We start from the raw sequence: 20,962 nt of genomic DNA, 5'->3' as shown, positions 1-20,962 counted from the left end.
GGGATTCAGCCAGTTACCGAAGAGGAGGCGAGATGATCGAGTCACCACTGCTGGAAAAGCTGACCGGCTATATCGGTGGTCAATGGACTGACAGCGCATCGGGGCAGACCTTCGATGTCTACAATCCGGCGACCGGAGAGGTCATTGCTCAGGTAGCCTCGCTGTCGGAAGCCGATGTGAAGGCTGCGGTGGAGTCCGGCAAGTCGGCTCTGCGGCTGACCGAGCCCTACAGCATTGAAACCCGGAAAAAGTGGCTGGAAGACATCCGCGATGCCCTGAAGGCCAACAAAGAAGAGGTGGGCCGGATTCTGTGCCTGGAACATGGCAAGCCCCTGCAAGAAGCCCAGGGCGAAGTGGATTATGCGGCGGGCTTTTTCGATTACTGCGCCAAACACGTCCAGGCGCTGGAGCCCCATGAACTGCCTGAAGAGGCGCGGGGCTGTTCCTGGACCGTACACTACCGGCCGATCGGCGTGGCCGGCCTGATTACGCCGTGGAATTTCCCGATCGGCATGATTGCCAAAAAACTCTCGGCCGCACTGGCCGCGGGTTGTCCGTCGGTGATCAAACCCGCCAGTGAAACCCCGCTCACCATGATCGCGCTGTTCACCCTGCTGGATAAGCATGTGGACCTGCCCGATGGCATGGTCAACCTGGTCATGGGCAAGGCCAGCGTGATTGGCAAGGTGCTGTGCGAGAGCCCGGACGTGCCGATGCTGAGTTTTACCGGCTCCACCGAAGTGGGGCGCAAGCTGATTCTGGATACGGCGGATCAGGTCAAGAAGCTGGCTCTGGAACTGGGGGGCAACGCGCCGTTCATTGTCTTTGACGATGCCGATCTGGATGCCGCCGCGGACAACCTGATGGCGAATAAATTCCGGGGCGGCGGGCAAACCTGTGTGTGCGCCAACCGGATCTTTGTCCACGAATCCGTGGCGGAAGCGTTCGGCGAAAAGCTGGCCGAGCGGGTGGCGAAGATGACCGTGGGCAACGGTATCAACGGGGATGTGGATATCGGCCCGCTGATCAACAAGGCCGGGTTTGATAAGGTCAAGCGCCATCTCGAGGACGCGCTGGAAAACGGCGCCGATCTGGTGGCGGGCAAGTCGCCCCAGGAGCTGGGTGAGGGCCTGTTCTTCCCACCCACGGTGGTCACCGGCGTGACCCGCGACATGTGCTGCTACCGGGAAGAGACGTTCGGCCCACTGGTGCCCATGGCGCTGTTCAAGACCGAAGAAGAGGTTATCGAGGCGGGCAACGATACGGAATTCGGGCTGGCGTCCTACGTGTTCACCAACGATGCAGCCCGCGCCCAGCGCGTCGCTGCCGGCCTGCGGTTTGGTCACTGTGGCTGGAACACCGGGACCGGGCCAACACCGGAAGCGCCGTTCGGTGGCATGAAAGCTTCGGGTATTGGCCGCGAAGGCGGCTTGGAAGGTCTGTTCGAGTTCGTCGAGCCGCAGACCATCCCGCGCGGATTCTGACCCCGTCCGGTGACAGACGCCCGCCCCGTCGGAAGCCCCGGGGCGGGAAGGTCAGGCGGTTCGCGCCGGAATAAAGCTGCCGAAACCGGCCGTCTGGCCCAGTTCCGGAACAAGTTGTTCGTTGTCGACCGCCAGGCGACCGTTCACCAGCACATACTTGACGATGCCGGGGTTGCGGTTTACCAGCCGTTGCAGCCCGAAGTTTTCCATCTCTGCCCAGTGCACGGCCTCGAGGTCCTGATCGAATCCGGCGGGATCAAGCACCACCACATCGGCCCGGTCGCCGACGTGAATCCGGCCGGCATCGACGCCAAACCACGTGGCCTGATCGCCGGTAAGGCGATGCACGGCCTGTTCCATGGTCATGACAGGTCTGCCTTCATCGATGGCTTCCTGAGCGAGCTTGAGCATGCGCAGCGGCAGGTTGTAGAACGCCATGTTACGAATGTGAGCGCCGGCATCGCTGAAGGTGATCAGTGATTTTGGATCTTTCACCAGTTTCTTGAGCACCTCCTTGCGGTGATTGCCAACGGTGGTGTACCAGCGGATGCTTTTGCCGTACAGCACCACCAGATCCAGAAACAAATCCACCACATGTATGCCGCGGGCCCGGGCCACCTCGTCGAAGTTCTTGCCTACCAGGGACTGGTCCGGGCAATCAATGATCATCGCGTCGCCAAAGTCCCGCTGCCAGACCCGGGGGCTGAGTTTCTCGCCATAGAACTTCCGGAACTGCCGGCGGTAGGATTCGTCTTGCAGGAGGTCGTTGCGTTCCACTTCATCTTTTAAATCCAGCGCCATTTCGCCGGCGCCGAATTCCTCGAAGAACACCACATCAATGCCATCGGCATACACCGTGAACGGCGTCGGCAAGACCTGCCAGCGGAAATCGCCGCGCAGAAAGTTGGTGAATTTCGAGGTTAGCCGGGTCAGGAAATTGAGGTAGGCGCTGCCCTTGAGATCCATCTGGCTGATTAATGTCGTTTTCAGCGGCGTGCGCAGCCAGCCCAGGCATTCGCGAATGTACTGGGTAATCTGCAATGGCGTGGCGGCATTGGGGGCGCCCTGATGTACCCGGCCGTAGCGGCGCACCAGTTTGTTCAGGCGTGCGACTTCCTTCCACTGGGCGTAGGTGCTGGGCAGGCTCTTGGACCATTCCCGGTCACCGTCGACCTTGTCCCACTTCAGACACATGGTGGACAGGCCCAGAAAACCTGCCTCCAGCGCCTCTTCCAGCAGAGCCTCCATGTGCTGCATTTCCGGCTCGGTGGGCTGCTGCGCGTGGTCGGTGGCCCGGCTCAGGCCCATGACGCCGACGCGCAGGTCGCTGTGCCCCAGCAGGCTGATCACATTCGGCCCCAGAGGCAGTTGTCGGACGTAGTCGACCCATTCCCGTGGCGTGGACCAGGTTTTGTTGTCGCGCAGAATGGGCAGAACCCGCTCCCGGGGCACGGTTTCGACCCGGGTAAAGATATCCGAGGCGTCCTCGTAGTCCGAGCACACCATACTGAGCGAACAGCTGCCCACCAGCACGGTGGTCACGCCGTGCCGGATGGACTCCGACAGGCTCGGGCTGACCAGCATCTCGGCGTCGTAATGGGTATGGGTGTCGAGGAATCCCGGCGTCACCCAGTGCCCGCTGGCATCGATCACCCGTTCCGCCTGGTCCTCGGGAATGGGGTTGGCACTGACCTTGGCGATCCGTCCGTTACGGATGCCAATATGGCGGATGGACGCGGGCGCGCCGGTGCCGTCGAAGTATCGCCCACCGTTCAGAATGACATCGTAGGAGGTCATAGCTCTGGTCCCTTGCTGATTGTTGTTATTGTAGTTGCCTGTCGGGTGTGTCGGGTGCCATGACAGGTCACCTTCTATCATGGCATGAAATAATCCCGGCCGTGGAGTTTTGGGGGGCAGGCCTGAATGGGCTGGTGCGGCCTGTTATACTTCGCTGTCCGAAGTTCATCAGCCGCAGGTCAAGATTCAGTTATGGATGTCTCCCACATTATCGATCCCCTCAACGATGCCCAGCGCGAAGCGGTCACGGCCCAGAACGATCATTTGCTGGTGCTGGCCGGCGCGGGCAGTGGCAAGACGCGAGTGCTGGTGCATCGCATTGCCTGGTTGATGACGGTGGACCGGGTGCCGCCGACTGCCATCCTGGCGGTGACCTTCACCAACAAGGCCGCCAAGGAAATGCGTTATCGCATTGAGCAGATGATGAACATTCCGGCCCGTGGCCTGTGGTTCGGCACTTTCCATGGCATCGCGCACCGCCTGCTGCGCTCGCACTGGCAGGATGCCGGCCTGCCGGAGAACTTCCAGGTGCTGGACAGCGACGATCAGCTCCGGCTGGTGAAGCGGGTAATGCGCGAGAACCAGATCGATGAGACCCGCTGGCCGCCCAAACAGGCCCAGTGGTTCATCAACAGTCAGAAGGATGAGGGGCTGCGGGCAGCCCACATTCAGGAAAATCCCGGCGACCACTTCACCTCGACCATGGTGAAAATCTATCGCCAGTACGAAAAGCTGTGTCAGCAGGGCGGGCTGGTGGATTTTGGCGAACTGCTGCTGCGTTCGCACGAACTCTGGTTACACCGGCCGGAGTTGCTGGCGCACTACCAGAAACGCTTCCAGCATATTCTGGTGGACGAGTTCCAGGACACCAACACCATTCAATACGCCTGGCTACAGGTGCTGGCGAGCAATCGCGTGCCGCTGACGGTGGTGGGTGACGACGATCAGTCCATCTACGGCTGGCGGGGCGCCAAGATCGAAAACATCCAGCAGTACCAGCGGGACTTCCCCAACGCCCGGCTGGTGCGCCTGGAGCAGAATTACCGCTCCACCCAGACCATCCTCAAGGCCGCCAACGCGGTGATTGCCAATAATCAGGGCCGGTTGGGCAAGCAGTTATGGACCGACGGGCCGGACGGGGAACCGATCAGCCTGTACGCGGCCTTCAATGAACAGGACGAGGCCAACTACATCGCCGACAGCATTTCCGGCTGGGTCATGGACGGCAACCTGCGCAGCGAATCCGCCATTCTGTATCGCTCCAACGCCCAGTCCCGGGTGCTGGAAGAGGCCCTGATGCGTCAGGGCATTCCGTACCGGGTGTACGGTGGGTTGCGGTTCTACGACCGTCAGGAAATCCGGAATGCGCTGGCTTACCTGCGCCTGGTGCAGTACCGCCGGGATGACGCCGCCTTCGAACGGGTGGTGAATGTGCCGCCCCGGGGTATCGGTGCCAAGAGCCTGGCGGAGTTGCGGGAATACGCCACCGGCCAGGGCGTGTCCCTGTGGGAATCGGCGGAGCGCCTGCTGGAAGCGGGTCAGGTCAAGGGCCGCGCCAAGACCGGCCTGCAGTCGTTCATGGCCATCATCGAAGGCTTGTCGGAGATGGCCGACAACGCCTCGCTGCAGGGCCTGATGAAACAGACCATCGAAGACAGCGGCCTGAAGGATTATCACGCCAACGAAAAAGGCGAAAAGGGTCAGGCCCGGGTTGAAAACCTGGAAGAACTGGTCAACGCGCTGTCGGATTTCGAGGTGGAAGACGGTGTCGACCCGCTGGCGGAGTTTATTGCTCAGGCCGCCCTGGACGCCGGTGAGTCTCAGGCCAGTGAGCACGAAGACAGCGTCCAGTTAATGACCTTGCATTCGGCCAAGGGGCTGGAGTTCCCGATGGTCTTTCTGGCCGGCGTGGAAGAGGGGTTGTTCCCCCACAATATGTCGCTGGAGGAACCGGGGCGGATGGAAGAAGAGCGCCGCCTGGCCTACGTGGGCATCACCCGCGCGATGAAAAAGCTGGTGCTCACCTACGCCGAATCCCGCCGGCTGTACGGCCAGGAAAAATTCCATGCCCTGTCCCGCTTCGTGCGGGAGATTCCCGGCGATTGTCTGCAGGAAGTGCGTCTGCGTAACACGGTCACCCGGCCCGCTATGGTCGAGCGGCCGAACGAAGGGCTGTTCAGTCAGGAATCGGCTCAGCAGGCCGGGTTCAGTCTGGGCCAGCGGGTTCGCCATCCCAAGTTTGGTGAGGGTATCGTGCTGAATTGCGAAGGCAGCGGTGCCCATGCCCGGGTGCAGGTGAACTTCGACGACGGCGCGAAGTGGCTGGTTCTGGCCTACGCACCGCTCGAAGCTTGCTGATAGCCGGCGCCGGGTGTTGTCCAGCGCGGGCTGCTGCCGGCTTACATCAGCACCGCGTAGATAACCCCGGCCAGCAGAATCCGGTAGATCACGTAGGGCCACATGCCGACGGTGTTCAACCACTTCAGGAAAAAGTGGATGGCGGTGATGGCCATGAGGAATGAGGTCACGCCGCCGATCAGGAAGCCGCTCCAGTCCACCACCACATCCGAGGTGGCTACTTCCAGCAGTTTCACGGATGACGCCAGCACGATGATCGGGATCGCCAGCAGAAACGAGAAGCGGGAGGCGGTTTCCCGGCTCATGCCCAGAAACAGGCCGGCGGTGATGGTAACGCCGGACCGGGAGGTCCCCGGTACCAGCGCCATGGCCTGAGCGATGCCCACCATCAGGGCGTCTTTCCAGTTCAGGCTGTCGAGCGTGCGCTGGCGCTTGGGCAGTAGGTCGGCAATACCAAGCAGAATCCCGAAGACCAGCGTGGTGGTGAAAATGACCTCCACGGCGCGCAGGCTGCTGTCGATCAAATCCAGCAGTGCCAGGCCGGCCAGACCGGCGGGAATGGTGCCGATCACCAGGTACAGGGCCAGCGCGCCCTGACCGATCACCTTCCGCCGCCCGAGGGAAATAAGCCCGTCCCGGGCAATTCCGAAGACATCCTCACGGAAATACAGCACCACGGCCAGCAGGGTGCCCAGATGCACCGACAGGTCAAAGCCGACACCCTGATCGGTCCAGCCAAAAAACGCCGGGGTCAGGATCAGGTGGGCAGAGCTGGAAATGGGCAGGAACTCGGTCAGCCCCTGCAAGAGACCAAGAAAAAAGGCCTGGAAAAAGTCCATGTTGTTTATCCGTTGTTCAACTGGCGCGGTGGGTCCGGAGGCAGCGATAGTAGCAGGGTGGGGGTGGGCTGAACAGATGATGGACGCGGCGCTGGCCCCGGGTGGCAGGCCGAATCAGGTCTTGCCTCGGCCGGGTTTCAGAAGCGAACGACCAGGCCGGCACCAGCCTCCACCTGCAGGTAGCCACTGCTGACGAACCGTATTTCACACCCGCCGGAGCAGAACACGGAACCGGATGAATTCAGCGTGGTGTACACACCGCGAAGATCCAGCCTCAGGCGCAGTTGTTCGGCCAGCAGAAACTGATAGCCGGCCCCGATAGACAGCGCCGCACGGTGGTCGGTTTCGAACCGTGAGTCGTCCGGTTCCAGTCGGGTCACGCCCAGCACCCCGGAAACGAATCCACCGTGGCTTTGTCCACCCGGAAAATAAAGCCCGCCGAACTGGAGCTGGTAAATCGTCAGGTCAATCGATCCGATGCCCGGGGCGAACAGACCGTCGTCGAGCCGGGCCGACGTACTTTGCCGGCCGAAGTACACTTCCCCCTGTTTGCCGGGCTCATCCAGATCAAAGTTGACCACCAGCCCGTGGCTCACGCTATCCCGGAAGTCGATCTGGTCTCGGTTGCTGGCGCCGGCGGTCTTTACGTCCACCGAACTGCTCATGCGGTAACCGGCAAAGGGTGACAGGCCGAGGTCGGCGGCAACCGGGGCCACTGGCAGGAGCAGGGCGAACAGGATGGCTGTGAAAGTCTGACGATTCATACACGCACCGGGGTCGGCTGGCTGGTTGTTGGCAGGGTTCCGTGCAACCATAGAAAGGTTACACATTTCGCAAGCCTTGCCAATGGCTTACCGGGTGCCAATGTCGCATGGGCGAAGTTGGTCTGCCGGGGCTAGGCTGTATCCATCGCTTGAACAAAAGACCACAAGAATGACCGAATTTCTTCGACGTTTCCCCCTGCCGGTGATTGTACTGGCGCAGCTTTTCGGGACATCCCTGTGGTTCAGCGTCAACGGGGTTTGGCTGTCGTTCTCCCGCGAGCTGGGGCTGGGTGAACCCGAGCTGGGCTGGATGACCCTGGCGGTGCAGGCCGGGTTCATCAGTGGCACCCTCACCCTCGCGGTTACCGGGCTGGCGGACCGCTTTGGTGCCAGTCGGATTTTCGCGCTGGCCAGCGTTCTGGGCGCGGTGATTAATGCCGGGTTTGTTCTGGTTGCGGAGCATCTGCCAGCGGCCCTGTTGCTCCGGTTCGTCACCGGGCTGTGCCTGGCCGGAATTTATCCGTTGGGAATGAAAATGGTCATCGCCTGGACCCCCAGTCACGCGGGGGCGGCGCTGGCCTGGCTGGTGGGCATGCTGACCCTGGGCACGGCGTTGCCGCATTTGATGCGTGGCGCCACGCTGGGCATGCCCTGGCAATGGCCGCTGCTGGGGGCGTCCATGCTGGCGGTTGTCGGTGGGTTGCTGGTGTTGCGGCTGGGGGATGGCCCACACCTGCCGAAGAACGCCGGGCGGCTGGGCCTGAAACAGGGTCTGGCGGCATTGGCCGTGCCTCGATTCCGTGCGGTGGCCGGTGGCTACATTGGCCACATGTGGGAATTGTATGCTTTCTGGATGCTGGTGCCGCTCCTGGTGGCGCGAGAGCTGGAACGCCTCGGCCGGTCTGAACAGCTGGTGCCCTGGCTGTCATTTGCCATTATCGCCGTCGGTTTCGTGGGCTGCGTGCTGGGTGGCCGGCTGAGCCGGCACCTGGGCAGTGACTGGGTGGCAAGGCGCGCGCTGGCGACATCCGGCCTGGTGTGCCTGTGCTATCCGTGGTTGTCTGGCATGCCGCCGGTGGTCCTGCTGGTGTTGCTGTTTATCTGGGGGCTGGCGGTGATTGCCGATTCCCCCCAGTTTTCGGCACTGGCGGCCGCTACTGCGCCGCCCCAACTGGTGGGGTCCTCGCTATCGGTGATGAATGCGGTGGGCTTCGGGGTGACCCTGCCGGCGATCTTGCTGGTCAGCTCACTCTGGGAGGCACAGACGACCTGGGTGGTGCTCTGGTTACTGCCGGGGCCGATCCTGGGCCTGATCGCGTTTCGCGGGCTCAGGCCCCAGCCGTCGCCCTAGGGAGGCGCCGGGGTGATCCCGGGCGGGGCTCAGAAACGCTGCTCGGGGACTTCCCGGATCCGGCCATGTTCGTCGATGGCGACGTAAACGAACAGGCCTTCGGTGACTTTTCTCGGTTGGTGGTCGTAGCGATCCAGGGTCCAGACCTCGACGTGAATCTTCATCGAGCTGCGCCCGATTTCCACCAGGTCACAGTAACAACTCACCTGGGAGCCAACCCGCAGCGGCGACAGGAACTCCATGCGGTCCATGGCGACGGTGGCGTTCCGACCCTGTGAAATGCGGCCCGCGACATTGGCGGCGGCAATGTCCATCTGCTTCACCAGCCAACCGGCAAAGACATCGCCGTTGGGATTGGTGTCGGAGGGAAGCGGGACAATCTGAAGCGTTAATTCGCCTCTCGGGGTGGGTTTGTCATCGTCAAATGCCATCATGGGACTCGCCTTTTACTGCTTTGGAGTTATTTTCCCTCGCATGTTAGCGGTGTTTGCGGCCGCTGCAAGCAGATTTGAGTCGCAAATCCGTTTTTTTCGTTACCTGTAACAAAGCTGTCACAGATCCCCCTTAGTCTGGCCCTATCGAAAAACAGATCCACCCAGAACGATCCATCGGAAGGTAGGGAGATTCAACGTGAGCAAGATGAAAAAGATGTTTGCAACTGTCGCTCTGACCGGCAGCGTAGCAGCCATGTCAGCGCCGGCCATGGCCCGCGATACCATCAGCATTGTCGGCTCTTCCACTGTGTACCCGTTCGCCACCGTCGTTGCCGAGCGTTTCGGCACCAAGACGGATTTCCGCACGCCGAAGCTGGAATCCACCGGTTCGGGCGGCGGCCTCAAACTGTTCTGCCAGGGTATCGGGACTCAGCACCCGGACATCACCAACGCTTCCCGCCGGATGAAGGTGTCCGAGTTCGAACTGTGCCAGAAGAACGGTGTGACCGACATTACCGAATACCGCATCGGCTCTGACGGCATCGTGATTGCCAGTTCCAAGGAAGCCGAGAACATGGACCTGACCCTGGAACAGCTGTTCCTGGCTCTGGGTGCCAAGGTGCCGGTGAATGGCGAGTGGGTGGCTAACCCGAACAAAAACTGGAGCGATGTCGACGCCAGCCTGCCCAACAAGCCAATCCGTGTCATGGGGCCGCCGCCGACGTCCGGTACCCGTGATTCGTTCAACGAACTGGCTCTGGCCGCCGGTTGTGATGCACTGCCTGAAGCCAAGGCTCTGAGTGAAGAGCAGCACAAGGCCATCTGTGAGAGTGTTCGTGAAGACGGTGCTTTTATCGAGGCCGGTGAAAACGATAACCTGATCGTTCAGAAACTGATCGGTGATACCGACATGTACGGCGTGTTCGGTTTCAGTTTCCTGGAGGAGAACGCCGATCGTCTGCAGGCGGCCACCCTGGATGGCATGGTGCCCACCGCAGAAGCGATCGCCTCTGACCAGTACCCGGTTGCCCGTTCACTGTTCTTCTACGTGAAAAAGGCCCACGTCGGCGTGATCCCGGGTATCCAGGAATTCGTCAGTGAATTCACCAGCAACGCCGCAATGGGCAGGAACGGCTACCTGAAAAAGGTTGGTCTGATCGTGCCACCCCGCGACCAGCTGATGACGCTGATGGAAAAGGCAGAAAACCTGCCGGATCTGAACAAAGACGAATTGATGTAACCATCGGCCTGATGCAGGCAAGCAGAGGGTGCGGCCCGAAACGGCCGCACCCTTTTGCGCATCAGGTCCCCGCTGCCTGACCGGGGTATCGGGGGCATCCGAAGGCTAATACAGGAAATACCATGCAACCGGCTAATTTGCTTTTACTGACTGTCGTGCTGGCCCTGATCACGTATGGCTTTGCTTACGCCCGTTCCCGGGCTCTGGCCATGCCACTGGGCGGCATCCGGCATCTGAAATCCCTGCCGTTTTATTACGGTGCCCGTGCCGCCCTGTGGAGCGGCATTCCCGCATTGATTGTGCTGGCACTGTGGGCTGCTTTTGAAGGCAAGGTCATCCAGACTCTGGTGCTGGGCTCTCTGCCGCCCGATTCTGTGCCCCAGGGCGCTGGCCAGGCCAGTCTGCTGCTCAGCAAAATCTCCAACGTGGCCAGTGGCGCGCTGCCGGTCGGTTTTGTCGATCAGTCGATCGCCGACGCTGCCGAACGCCTGAAGGGGTTGCGTGAACAAAGCCGGATGTTGATGACAGCACTGGTGATTTCCGTCGCTGTGCTGGCCGGGTTTCTCGGTTGGTTGCGGGTCCGTCCCAAACTGAATGCCCGCTCCCAGGTGGAGTCCATCCTGAAGTGGCTGTTCTTCGCCTGTGCCGCTCTGGCCATCCTGACCACGGTGGGCATTATTTTCTCGGTCGCTTACGAGACGGTCCGGTTCTTTGGTCAGGTGCCTTTTACGGAATTTTTCTTCGGCTCCCAGTGGAGTCCGCAAACGGCCCTGAGGGCGGATCAGGTGGCGGCCGAGGGTGCCTTTGGCATGATTCCGCTGTTTACCGGCACGCTGCTGATTTCCGCCATTGCCATGATCGTGGCGGTACCGGTCGGGTTGATGTCGGCGATTTACCTGTCCGAATACGCCAGCAAGCGGGTCCGGGGTACGGTGAAGCCGTTGCTGGAAATGCTGGCCGGTATTCCGACCGTGGTATACGGCTTCTTTGCCGCACTGACCGTGGCACCGTTCATCAGTGACCTCGCGTCTTCCCTGGGGATCGATGCCGCCTCCCAGAGCGCGCTCGCCGCCGGGGGGGTCATGGGCATCATGATCATTCCTTTCGTGTCCTCGCTGTCTGATGACGTCATCAATGCGGTGCCGCAGTCGCTGAGGGATGGCTCACTGGCACTGGGTGCGACCCAGTCCGAAACCATGAAGAAGGTCATCTTCCCCGCGGCCCTGCCGGGCATTATGGGGGGCGTCCTGCTGGCGGTGTCCCGTGCCATCGGTGAAACCATGATCGTGGTGATGGCTGCGGGTCTGGCCGCGAACCTGACCGCCAATCCACTGGAAGCCGTTACCACGGTCACCGTGCAGATCGTGACCCTGCTGACCGGGGACCAGGAGTTCGACAGCGCCAAGACGCTGGCCGCCTTTGCCCTGGGCGCCATGCTCTTCCTGGCGACCCTGCTGCTCAACATCATTGCCCTTAGAATCGTTCGTAAATATCGGGAACAGTATGACTGATCATCGTTCGCAGGCGGAGCTCGTCCGCCAGTCACTCAAGGCGCGTTACCGTAAGGAGCGCCGCTTCCGGGCCTACGGCATTCTTGCGATCGCTATTGCACTGGCGGCGCTGGTAACCCTGTTTGCCGACATCATTGGCAAGGGCTACACCGGTTTTGCCAAAACCACCGTCACCCTGGAAGTAGACCTGGATGGCGAGGTCATGTACCTCGATGACCCCACCGACAAACGCCAGTTGAAAATGGCGGACTTTGTCGAACCGCTCATCCTTGCCCTGATGGAGGAAATCCCCGGTGCCACCGAGGACGATCGGGACCTGATCAGTGAGTTGATCAACCCCTATGCCTCGGTCACCCTGAGGGATGCCCTGAAGGACAACCCCGAGTGGTTGGGAACCACTCGTACCATGACATTCCTGACCCATACGGATGTGGACGTGTACGTGAAACACGCGGGCGATGAGGGGTACTCCATCAAGCTCAACGATCAGCAGCAAGCCTGGGTGGATGAGCTGGTCGAGCGAGGTTTGGTGGAAACCTCCTTCAACGATGTGTTCTTCAGTGGCGGCGACTCGCGGGATCCGTCCAAGGCAGGGATTCTGGGCGCGGTGGTCGGCTCGTTGCTGACCATGTTCGTGACCCTGGTGCTGTCGTTCCCGATTGGCGTGGCCGCCGCGATCTACCTGGAGGAGTTCGCACCCCAGAACAAGTTCACTGATTTTATCGAGGTGAACATCAACAACCTGGCCGCGGTTCCGTCAATCATCTTCGGTCTGCTGGGCCTGGCGGTCTTTATCAACCTGTTTGGCATGCCGCGCTCTGTGCCGGTGGTGGGGGGGCTGGTGCTGACCCTGATGACCCTGCCGACCATCATCATTTCCAGCCGGGCGGCCATCAAAAGTGTGCCACCGTCCATTCGCGAAGCGGCCGAGGGCATCGGCGCCTCCAAGATGCAGGTGGTTCTGCACCACGTTTTGCCGCTGGCAATGCCCGGTATGCTTACTGGTTCGATTATTGGTATGGCGCAGGCGCTCGGCGAGACGGCACCTCTGCTGCTGATCGGTATGGTGGCCTTTATTGTCGACGTGCCGGACGGTTTTTTCGATTCCGCAACCGTATTGCCGGTCCAGGTGTTCCTGTGGGCAGGCAGCCCGGAACTGGCTTTCATCGAGCGGGCTTCGGCCGCGATCATGGTGTTGCTGGCCTTTTTGATTAGTATGAATGCATTAGCCATCTGGCTGCGCAAACGTCTCGAGCGCCGGTGGTAAGGAGAGTTAAATGAATACCCTGAATACAACGATTGCCCAGGATACCTCTGTTAAGGCCGACACCGATGCGCCGCGCGCCGAGTCCAAGCCGCTGGCGGGGAAGGTCGAGGAAGGCGTTACCGTTGGAACCCCCTTTGCCGACGATGCCAAGTTCAAGTTGCGCAATGTGGACGTGTTCTACGGTGACAATCGCGCCATCAAGGACATCAGCCTGGACATTGCCCGCAACGAAGTCATTGCGTTTATCGGCCCGTCCGGCTGCGGTAAATCCACCTTCTTGCGCTGCCTGAACCGGATGAACGACAGCATCGACAGCTGCCGGGTAACCGGCTCGCTGCAGCTGGATGACGTGGACATCTATGACCCGAAGCGGGACGTGGTGGAGCTGCGTGCCCGTGTGGGCATGGTGTTCCAGAAGCCGAATCCGTTCCCCAAGTCCATCTACGAGAACGTGGCCTACGGCCCCCGTATTCATGGTCTGGCCAACCGCAAGGCGGAACTGGATGAGATCGTCGAGAACAGCCTTCGCAAGGCGGGTTTGTGGGACGAGGTCAAGGATCGCCTGGATGCCACCGCCACCGGTATGTCCGGTGGTCAGCAGCAGCGCCTGTGTATTGCCCGTGCCATCGCCGTAAGCCCGGAGGTGGTGCTGATGGACGAGCCGTGTTCCGCGCTTGATCCCATCGCCACCGCGAAGGTGGAGGAACTGATTGCCGAGCTGTCGGAAAGTTACACCATCGTGATCGTCACCCACTCGATGCAGCAGGCTGCCAGGGTGTCGCACAGAACCGCGTATTTCCACCTCGGGAATCTGGTGGAAGTGAACGAAACCAGCAAAGTATTTACCTCGCCGGATCACGAGTTGACCGAATCCTACATTACTGGCCGGTTTGGTTGAGGCCGGTAACAGCGTCATTGGAGTGAGTAAGACAATGCCAGTGGAAAAAGACAACGTTTACGGGGATCACATCTCCCACAAGTTCAATTCCGAGCTGATGGAGCTCAAGACCGAGTTTCTCGAGATGGGGGGCATGGTTGAAGCGCAGGTGGAGGGTGCCATTCAGGCTTTGATCGACGGCGATTCAGACCTGGCCGAGCAAATCCGCGGGCGCGATAAGCTGGTCGATAAAATGGAAATCGATATCGACGAGGAAGCCACGCTCATTATTGCCCGCCGCCAGCCCACCGCCCGGGATCTTCGCCTGGTGATCTCGGTGATCAAAATGGTGGCGGATCTCGAGCGCGTCGGTGACGAAGCCAAGAAAATCGCCAAATTGGCCATCAAGTTATCTGAGGAGGGTCAGGCTCCGCGCGGCTATGTTGAGGTGCGCCATATTGGCCAGCATGTGAAAGTCATGCTGCAAGATGCCCTCGACGCATTTGCTCGCCTGGACTCGGAGCAGGCCCTGCGCATCATGAAAGAAGACAAACGGGTGGACGAGGAATATCAGGCCGCGACCCGCGCCCTGCTGACCTTCATGATGGAAGATGCGCGTAACATCTCGCGCTGCATGTCGGTGATGTGGGTGCTGCGGGCACTTGAGCGGGTTGGCGACCACGCCTGTAACATCGCTGAGAATGTCATTTTCATGGTCAAGGGCGAGGACGTTCGCCACACCTCGGTGGAAGAAGCCGAGCGGGTCGTGGGGCGCTGAGCCCCACCACCCGGCAAGGTCAGGCCTGTTTCATCCGGTCGGTGTAGGGCGGCCAGCCGAAAGGCTTGCCGGCCAGCACATGCAGGTGGATATGGAACACCGTCTGACCGGCATTCTCTCCGCAGTTCATCACCGTACGATAGCCGTCTTCGGCAAATCCCATCTCCTTGGCCAGCTTACCGGCAACCCAGTACAAGTGGCCCACCAGTTCCCGATCGTCTTCCTCGACGTCGTTGATGGTGGCAATCGCCTTTTTCGGAATCACCAGAAAGTGCACCGGCGCCTGCGGATTGATGTCCATGAAGGCGAGGCTGAGCTCATCCTCGTAAATAATGTCGGCCGGGATATCCCGGTTCATGATCTTGGTAAAAATCGTGTCTGACATGGTGGCTCCTGAGTCGGTCACGTCGGTGAGTGAGTTTGCTGGTGTGCTAAAGCTGGTTCAGGCCCGGAATCCGGCTGGCCAACTGGCTCAGTACGGCGGGCAACTGGTCGTCGATACCCATGGCGTAGCGCGCTACCCGGTTGCGGGCAAAGGGCAGGGCGCGGGCAGCGCCAAGCCCCAGATTGCGCGCCAGGTGCAGCGGTGGAATCCGGTTGCTGAACAGGTGGTAGAACAGGTCCATGGTTAGCATCATCCGGCGATTGGCCGGGCGACGCTGTCGCTCGTAGCGCGCCAGCCTGTCGGGGTTGGCCAGGTCGTCATTGGCCCGCCGGGCTTCTTTCAGAACGGCCTGCAAACACTGGGCATCCTGAAACCCGAGATTCACACCCTGGCCCGCAAGCGGGTTGATGGTGTGGGCGGAATCCCCGGCCAGCACGACCCGGCCGGAGAAATAGTGATTGGCGTGTTGGCGGGCAATGGGAAAGCTGGCCTTTCGGTCCAGATGGGTCAGCAGTGGCAGGTCGGTTGGAAACGCCTTCTGAACGGCTGCCAGCAGGTCGCTGTCGGACAGCGCTTTCAGCTGGGCGAGCTGTTCCGGGGCGTCGTACCAGACCAGGGAGGCCCAGGTCTCGCCCGGATGATCGGCCCCTGCACTGTGCAGGGGCAGGAAAGCCCGGGGGCCCGAAGGGAAAAACCCCTGCCAGGTGATGTCCTCGACAGGCCCCTGGTAACGAACGGACAACACCATGGCCTGTTGCGCATACTGGTCACGGGTAACGCCGATGCCGGCCAGATCCCGGATCCGGGACTGGCCGCCGTCCGCGCCGATCACCAGGGCGGCTGCCAGGCGGGTGTTGTTGTCCAGGGTCAGGGTGACGTCGTCTTGGTTTTCGGTCAGCGCCGACACCTCATGGCCGGTGAAAAAGGTCACCCCGGTGTTGGCCTCTGCCGCCTGCCACAACGCCCGTTGGGTCACCGAGTTCTCGACAATGTGCCCGAGGTGACTGGTGCCCAGGCTGGTCGCGTCAAACTCCACTTCGGTGAATTTTCGGGGAATGAGATTGCTGAGCGGATGCGGGGTCTGGTCCCAGACGGCCAGGCGCCGATAGGGCGTGGCGCGCATGCGGGTGATCTGCGGCCAGGCACCCAGTTGCTCAAGGTAGCGTTCCGAGCCTTTACTCAGGGCGGAAACGCGGATATCCGGTGCCGCCTCAGGCGTGAACTCGGGCGCCGGCGCGCGGTCAATCAGCGCGACGGTGAAGCCTTCCTGTGCAAGGCCCGTGGCCAACGCAGCGCCGACCATACCGGCGCCGACCACGGCAATGTCATATGCGTGTGTCATATCGGGTTCCTGTCTGATGCCAACAGTTTACGCGATGGCGGCGCTCAGACAAGCAACCCGGCTCGGCAGACGGGCTCAGTAGCCGGCCATGCCGGACAGGCCCGGTTCCAGGTCATCGGGCCGGCGCCGGCCTTTGGCCAGCCAGGCCGGTTTCTTCGCCCCCGGTTTCACAAAGCCCTGGTTCAGGACCATGGGTTGCACGAGATGGAGAAAATCCGAAGTTTTCATGTGCACCGATTCGGTGTGCGTGCCGGCTGCGAACGCCAGTTCCGGCTGTTCGGTCAGTACCTCGGCGCAGTAGACCGACATGCCAAAGAGATGGCCAAAAGGAGGCATGGCGCCCACTTCGCAATTCGGAAAGCGGTCCTTGAACTCCTGTTCGTCCGCCAGATCGACGAAATCGGTATCCAGGATCCGGGACAGCCGGTCCCAGCGAACCCGCCAGGTGGCAGGCATGACTAGCATGGCCATTTTTCCGTCCAGTTCAACTATCACGGTTTTGACCACCCGGTCGCCGGCAATCTGGACGTGTTGCGCGAGTTCCTGAGCGGTAAAGGCAGGGGGGTGAGAAAGGCACACGTACTCGACACCTGCCTTATCAAGGAATGTTTTCAACTGCTGTACCGGCATAGTGACAACCTCCCACCAGCAATGACAGCGTCACGGGGCCGATGATTATTGGTCTGCTGGCCCCGACGGCCTGGCGGGAGCCTCATCTCCCGCCATTCTCCGTCAGCTTAGTTCGCGGTTACGCAGTTTTCGAACCAGGGGATGGAAATTTGCGACCCCAGTCCCGTTCGTTATTCCGTCTTGTACAGGTGCACATCCCGCTGCGGGAAGGGGATGCTGATGCCCTCGGCGTCGAAGGCTTTCTTGACGTTTTCCTGCATCCACCAGTAGAAGGGCCACAGGTCGGACGACTTGGTCCAAACCCGGACGGTCAGGTCGACCGAGCTGTCGCCGAGCCCTCCGACAACGATCATCGGCTCTGGCTCTTCGAGCGCGCGCTCATCCTGTTCAATCAGGCGCTTGATGATGGCTTTGGCGGCATCGATGTCATCGCCGTAGCCGATGCCGAAGGTCAGGTCGCAGCGGCGGGTTTCGTAGGCGCTGTTGTTGGTCAGGCTGGCGTTGGCCAACTGACCGTTCGGCACGATCACCCGGCGGTTATCGAAGGTGTCCAGAATGGTATAGAGAATGCTGATCTCACGGACGGTTCCCAGGTAACCCTGGGCATCAATCACATCGCCGACCTTGAACGGCTTGAAGATCAGGATCAGTACACCACCGGCAAAATTTGCCAGGCTACCCTGCAACGCCAGACCAACCGCCAGGCCGGCGGCACCGACGATGGCGATAAATGAGGTGGTGGCAATGCCCACCATGGAGGCCACCGAAATCAGCAGCAGAACCTTGAGAATGGCGCTGATCAGCCCGCACAGGAACTTGTTCAGAGTCGGGTCTTTGGCACCGAGCTTCTTATCCAGTACGGTAACAAAGCGATTGATAATCCAGAGGCCAATCACCAGCGTGACGATGGCCAGAAGAACTTTCGGCGCGTAAGTCATCACCATGCTCACGGCCTGATCGATCCATTCAGAAGCGCGTCCATCGGCGCTAAAGAGATCATCCATTATTGCGAACTCCTTGTTCTTGTCGAGGGTAAGTTGTCATCCGATGAGGCGGCCTAGACGCGTCCACTGTAACGAACAGAGTGTTGGCAGACAAAGCTATCACGCGGATGATGAAGATGTTTGCAGGGGATGCTTACGCACAGTGGTTACGTCTGGCCCACTCGACTAACTCGTCGGGCTCGCCGCGCACCAGAATCCGGCCCTCTTTCTGGCCTAACTGGTAGTCGTACATGGGGTCGTAGTAGTCCTTCAGCAGGGCCTGAATCCACCGGTCGTGCAGGGTGATGTCACCCCTGGCCTGCTGCAGCAGTGCGTCTCCCATCAAGCTGCGCAGATGCTGGTGTCGCTCACCGCCGAGCCGCTTGCGGATCCGGTCCAGGGCGCTGAGCAGGTAGTCCCGGAAATTGATCCAGCCGGCTTCTTCACCGTCACGCTGGATGTAATCGGCCAGCATACCCTCGACATAATCCTCACGAATGATCTCGACCCTTTCAGCCAGCGGGCGTTCGAGGATCAATAACGGCGATTCGCCCATGCGATTCTTGAGGTTTTCGGGCAGGGCGCAACGCCCGACCAGGCGGCTCTCGTCTTCCAGGTAAATCGGGCCACCGGTGTGGTGCTTGGCCTTGAGCATGGCCACTGCGAGCCGGTTCTCGAAATCGATCTGCGATGGCTGGGGCGTGACTTGCCGGCCAAAGCTGGAGCCGCGGTGATTGGCCAGGCCTTCGAGGTCGACCGGATTGGGTAGCTGTTGCAGCACCCGGGTTTTGCCCGTGCCGGTTTTGCCGCTCAGGATGCGGTATTGGCCGTCGGCAATCTGGGCTTCAAGGCTGTCGATCAGAAACCGGCGCAGCGCCTTATAACCCCCCTTGACCAGCGGATAGTCAATGCCGGCATCCTTGATCCATTGCTGGGTCAGCCGCGAGCGCAACCCGCCGCGGAAACAGAACAGATAACCTTCCGGATGCTGGGCGACGAACCGCTTCCACGCCTCGATGCGCTGGGCCTTGATGTCTCCGGATACCAGTTGGTGCCCCAGATCAATCGCCGCATCCTGGCCTTTTTCTTTGTAACAGATGCCCACCCGATGGCGCTCCTCATCGTTCATGAGCGGCGCGTTTTCCGCGCAGGGGAAACTGCCTTTGGCAAACTCCACGGGCGCCCGGACGTCCATCAGCGGGACGTCGTTCAGGAACAGCGACAGGTAATCGTTGGTGTCGGGTCTGGTGGCCATGGTGATGTCGGATCGGTTGACGAAAACGGAGCGAAAGTATATCGAATCTGCCCGCGTAACGCTCCCCGGGCGCTGATTCTGGCTGCGTTGGCCGGTACAATGGCGCCATGGCCCGGTACCGGCGTGTGAGGAGGTTGGATGTCGCCCGAATGTCTTGATCAGCATTTACAGAAAACCCTGAGTCGCGGGCGGGTGACGGTATCCCGGCCGGCCGGGTGTCAGGTGGTACCTTTATACCTGTTCGATCCAGCAGTGCTGGAGGGACCATTGAGCCACCAGGAAGCTCAGGCGGTGGTGGCAGAACCCGCGTACTGGTCGTTTTGCTGGGCCAGCGGTCAGGTATTGGCGAACTGGATTTTGGCCCACCCCCATTGGGTTGCCGGCAAGCGGGTGCTGGACTTCGGCTCCGGTTCCGGGGTGGTGGCCGTGGCCGCAGCGCGGGCCGGGGCGCACGAGGTGATTGCCTGCGATCTCGACCCAGCTGCGCTAGACGCCGTGGCGGCTAACGCCCGCCTGAACGGCGTGAACGTCGCTTTGTGTGGGAACTGGGACGACCGGCCTGTCGGGATTGATGTGATTACCGCCGCCGATGTGCTGTACGACCCGGATAACCGGCCGCTGCTGGAGGTATTCCGTTCGGCTGCGCCACGGGTGTTGCTGGCGGATTCCCGGATCAGGAACCTGGGTGACCAGGCTTACCGGCTGCAGACAACGGTGCAGGCCCGCACCTGGCCCGACCTGAATGAATTTGAGGAATTTAACCAGGTGCGGATTTACCTCGCCGGAGACTAAGCCGCAAAAGAAAAGGGCAATCCATCTGGATTGCCCTCTTTAAGCGGGTCAACGCTTCCTTGCGTTTGGCAACAACCGTGTTGCCGGTATCCTGAGCCTTTCCCTGGTGCCGGCATCCTAGCCGACTGTCCAAATAATTATCCCTAAGCAACCAATCCTTCTATCCCTGCTTCTCCCTGCAATCCGTGCCGGGGTGCTTCCTAGCGTCTTCCTTATTCCCTGTCATCCCTGACAATTCAAATATAGCAAGGAACTTGTGGCAGATGTGTGACAGAAAAATCTGTAACGGCGGGTAAAGAAAACCGACATGCCGTGTAACCTTTTATTACAGTGGGTTACAAAGCGAGTGTCAGAATATCTTCCGCAGTTCGTACAGCACGAGTAAAGAACTTCTTACACACCTGTAGGAAATATCTCACACCGGCTCGGGCGAAAATCCTAAGGGGTTCTACTGATCTGGGTTCGCAGTGGTGAGGGCAACATACCGAGTGCAACGCCGGCGGCACCGGCCAGCAGGTCCTCGGCAGAAAAAACCCGGTATGGGAGTGCGATCTGGGCCGCCTCGATAGCCAGGCCAAAGGCTAACACCACGGGCGCGTACACCAGCGGGTTGGCGCCAGGCCAGGCCAGCCGGATAAGAATGGTCAGCTCCAGAAAGGCCAGCAAGTGCGTAAGTTTGTCGTGTCCCGGCAGTGGCAGGACAAAGGGTTTGCTGGTGGTGGCCAGCACCGCGATGGCAAGTAAGGAAATCAGTAACGCACCACGCCACAGTGGACGGCAATTCAGAAGGTCAAGAACAAACGCTTTCAATGCCACCATGGGGGAATCCCGTTACTGCTCGCAGGCTGTGTGAATACTGGCAACATGATATGCTC

The 20,962-nt window shown here is 60.5% G+C and carries 19 protein-coding genes; 9 read left to right on the top strand and 10 right to left on the bottom strand.

The genetic code is table 11. The features are described 5' to 3' along the window. Positions 1 to 32: 32 nt before the first annotated feature. On the top strand, positions 33 to 1,484 hold the full coding sequence (locus LPB19_RS02530) for an NAD-dependent succinate-semialdehyde dehydrogenase (protein ID WP_206644557.1): 1,452 nt from the start codon (positions 33 to 35) through the stop codon (positions 1,482 to 1,484). A gap of 51 nt (positions 1,485 to 1,535) precedes the next feature. Here the strand turns inward: LPB19_RS02530 and LPB19_RS02525 are convergent, their stop codons facing one another. Beyond that, positions 1,536 to 3,281 (bottom strand): N-acyl-D-amino-acid deacylase family protein, encoded by a 1,746-nt coding sequence (locus LPB19_RS02525; RefSeq protein WP_206644556.1) that lies wholly within the window; start codon positions 3,279 to 3,281, stop codon positions 1,536 to 1,538. A gap of 192 nt (positions 3,282 to 3,473) precedes the next feature. Between LPB19_RS02525 and uvrD the strand changes: the two genes are divergently transcribed. Next, positions 3,474 to 5,639 carry a DNA helicase II gene (gene uvrD, locus LPB19_RS02520; RefSeq protein WP_206644555.1) on the top strand — a complete coding sequence of 722 codons (2,166 nt, stop codon included), beginning with the start codon at positions 3,474 to 3,476 and terminating at the stop codon, positions 5,637 to 5,639. A gap of 41 nt (positions 5,640 to 5,680) precedes the next feature. Here uvrD and LPB19_RS02515 read toward each other — a convergent pair whose 3' ends face one another. Further along, a complete protein-coding gene (locus LPB19_RS02515) occupies positions 5,681 to 6,478 on the bottom strand; it encodes an undecaprenyl-diphosphate phosphatase (protein ID WP_206644554.1) in 798 nt (265 codons plus the stop codon). A gap of 137 nt (positions 6,479 to 6,615) precedes the next feature. Further along, on the bottom strand, positions 6,616 to 7,242 hold the full coding sequence (locus tag LPB19_RS02510) for a hypothetical protein (RefSeq protein WP_206644553.1): 627 nt from the start codon (positions 7,240 to 7,242) through the stop codon (positions 6,616 to 6,618). Positions 7,243 to 7,411: 169 nt separating this feature from the next. Here LPB19_RS02510 and LPB19_RS02505 point away from each other — a divergent pair, with 169 nt between their 5' ends. Next, the gene (locus LPB19_RS02505) at positions 7,412 to 8,593 is read left to right on the top strand and encodes an MFS transporter (RefSeq protein WP_206644552.1); all 1,182 of its coding nucleotides are present in this window, start codon (positions 7,412 to 7,414) and stop codon (positions 8,591 to 8,593) included. Between the two features lie 29 nt (positions 8,594 to 8,622). On the opposite strand, the gene LPB19_RS02500 is transcribed toward LPB19_RS02505, so the two are convergent. Further along, the gene (locus tag LPB19_RS02500) at positions 8,623 to 9,027 is read right to left on the bottom strand and encodes an acyl-CoA thioesterase (RefSeq protein WP_206644551.1); all 405 of its coding nucleotides are present in this window, start codon (positions 9,025 to 9,027) and stop codon (positions 8,623 to 8,625) included. Positions 9,028 to 9,232: 205 nt separating this feature from the next. Here LPB19_RS02500 and LPB19_RS02495 point away from each other — a divergent pair, with 205 nt between their 5' ends. The 5 genes from LPB19_RS02495 (at position 9,233) to phoU (ending at position 14,700) form a co-directional block, all read left to right on the top strand. Further along, complete coding sequence (locus LPB19_RS02495; protein WP_407943947.1) at positions 9,233 to 10,267, top strand: substrate-binding domain-containing protein; 1,035 nt, start codon at positions 9,233 to 9,235, stop codon at positions 10,265 to 10,267. A gap of 122 nt (positions 10,268 to 10,389) precedes the next feature. Then, positions 10,390 to 11,778, top strand: a complete 1,389-nt coding sequence (gene pstC / locus LPB19_RS02490) for a phosphate ABC transporter permease subunit PstC (RefSeq protein ID WP_206644549.1) — start codon at positions 10,390 to 10,392, stop codon at positions 11,776 to 11,778. Beyond that, positions 11,771 to 13,045 carry a phosphate ABC transporter permease PstA gene (pstA, locus tag LPB19_RS02485; protein ID WP_206644548.1) on the top strand — a complete coding sequence of 425 codons (1,275 nt, stop codon included), beginning with the start codon at positions 11,771 to 11,773 and terminating at the stop codon, positions 13,043 to 13,045. Before pstC ends, pstA begins: the two co-directional genes overlap by 8 nt. Before the next feature lie 10 nt (positions 13,046 to 13,055). Continuing rightward, positions 13,056 to 13,943, top strand: a complete 888-nt coding sequence (gene pstB / locus LPB19_RS02480) for a phosphate ABC transporter ATP-binding protein PstB (RefSeq protein ID WP_206644547.1) — start codon at positions 13,056 to 13,058, stop codon at positions 13,941 to 13,943. 34 nt (positions 13,944 to 13,977) lie between these two features. Next, complete coding sequence (gene phoU / locus LPB19_RS02475) at positions 13,978 to 14,700, top strand: phosphate signaling complex protein PhoU (RefSeq protein ID WP_206644546.1); 723 nt, start codon at positions 13,978 to 13,980, stop codon at positions 14,698 to 14,700. 19 nt (positions 14,701 to 14,719) lie between these two features. On the opposite strand, the gene LPB19_RS02470 is transcribed toward phoU, so the two are convergent. The 5 genes from LPB19_RS02470 to mnmH form a co-directional block, all read right to left on the bottom strand. After that, positions 14,720 to 15,085 (bottom strand): histidine triad nucleotide-binding protein, encoded by a 366-nt coding sequence (locus LPB19_RS02470; RefSeq protein WP_206644545.1) that lies wholly within the window; start codon positions 15,083 to 15,085, stop codon positions 14,720 to 14,722. Positions 15,086 to 15,131: 46 nt separating this feature from the next. Next, positions 15,132 to 16,427 carry an FAD-dependent oxidoreductase gene (locus tag LPB19_RS02465; protein WP_206644544.1) on the bottom strand — a complete coding sequence of 432 codons (1,296 nt, stop codon included), beginning with the start codon at positions 16,425 to 16,427 and terminating at the stop codon, positions 15,132 to 15,134. A 75-nt stretch (positions 16,428 to 16,502) separates the two neighbouring features. Next, positions 16,503 to 17,057 carry an aminoacyl-tRNA deacylase gene (locus tag LPB19_RS02460; RefSeq protein ID WP_206644543.1) on the bottom strand — a complete coding sequence of 185 codons (555 nt, stop codon included), beginning with the start codon at positions 17,055 to 17,057 and terminating at the stop codon, positions 16,503 to 16,505. A 170-nt stretch (positions 17,058 to 17,227) separates the two neighbouring features. Next, positions 17,228 to 18,061 (bottom strand): mechanosensitive ion channel family protein, encoded by an 834-nt coding sequence (locus LPB19_RS02455; protein WP_206644542.1) that lies wholly within the window; start codon positions 18,059 to 18,061, stop codon positions 17,228 to 17,230. Positions 18,062 to 18,194: 133 nt separating this feature from the next. Then, entirely contained in the window at positions 18,195 to 19,295 is a 1,101-nt protein-coding gene (gene mnmH / locus LPB19_RS02450; RefSeq protein WP_206644541.1) for a tRNA 2-selenouridine(34) synthase MnmH, read from the bottom strand. 138 nt (positions 19,296 to 19,433) lie between these two features. On the opposite strand from mnmH, the gene LPB19_RS02445 reads away from it, so the two are divergent. Further along, entirely contained in the window at positions 19,434 to 20,087 is a 654-nt protein-coding gene (locus tag LPB19_RS02445) for a 50S ribosomal protein L11 methyltransferase (RefSeq protein ID WP_206644540.1), read from the top strand. A 438-nt stretch (positions 20,088 to 20,525) separates the two neighbouring features. Here the strand turns inward: LPB19_RS02445 and LPB19_RS02440 are convergent, their stop codons facing one another. Beyond that, positions 20,526 to 20,906 (bottom strand): VanZ family protein, encoded by a 381-nt coding sequence (locus LPB19_RS02440; RefSeq protein ID WP_206644539.1) that lies wholly within the window; start codon positions 20,904 to 20,906, stop codon positions 20,526 to 20,528. Positions 20,907 to 20,962 lie beyond the last annotated feature (56 nt).

This window comes from Marinobacter salinisoli (assembly GCF_017301335.1).
Taxonomy (GTDB): domain Bacteria; phylum Pseudomonadota; class Gammaproteobacteria; order Pseudomonadales; family Oleiphilaceae; genus Marinobacter; species Marinobacter salinisoli.
This window is presented reverse-complemented; position numbering and strand designations above follow the sequence as displayed.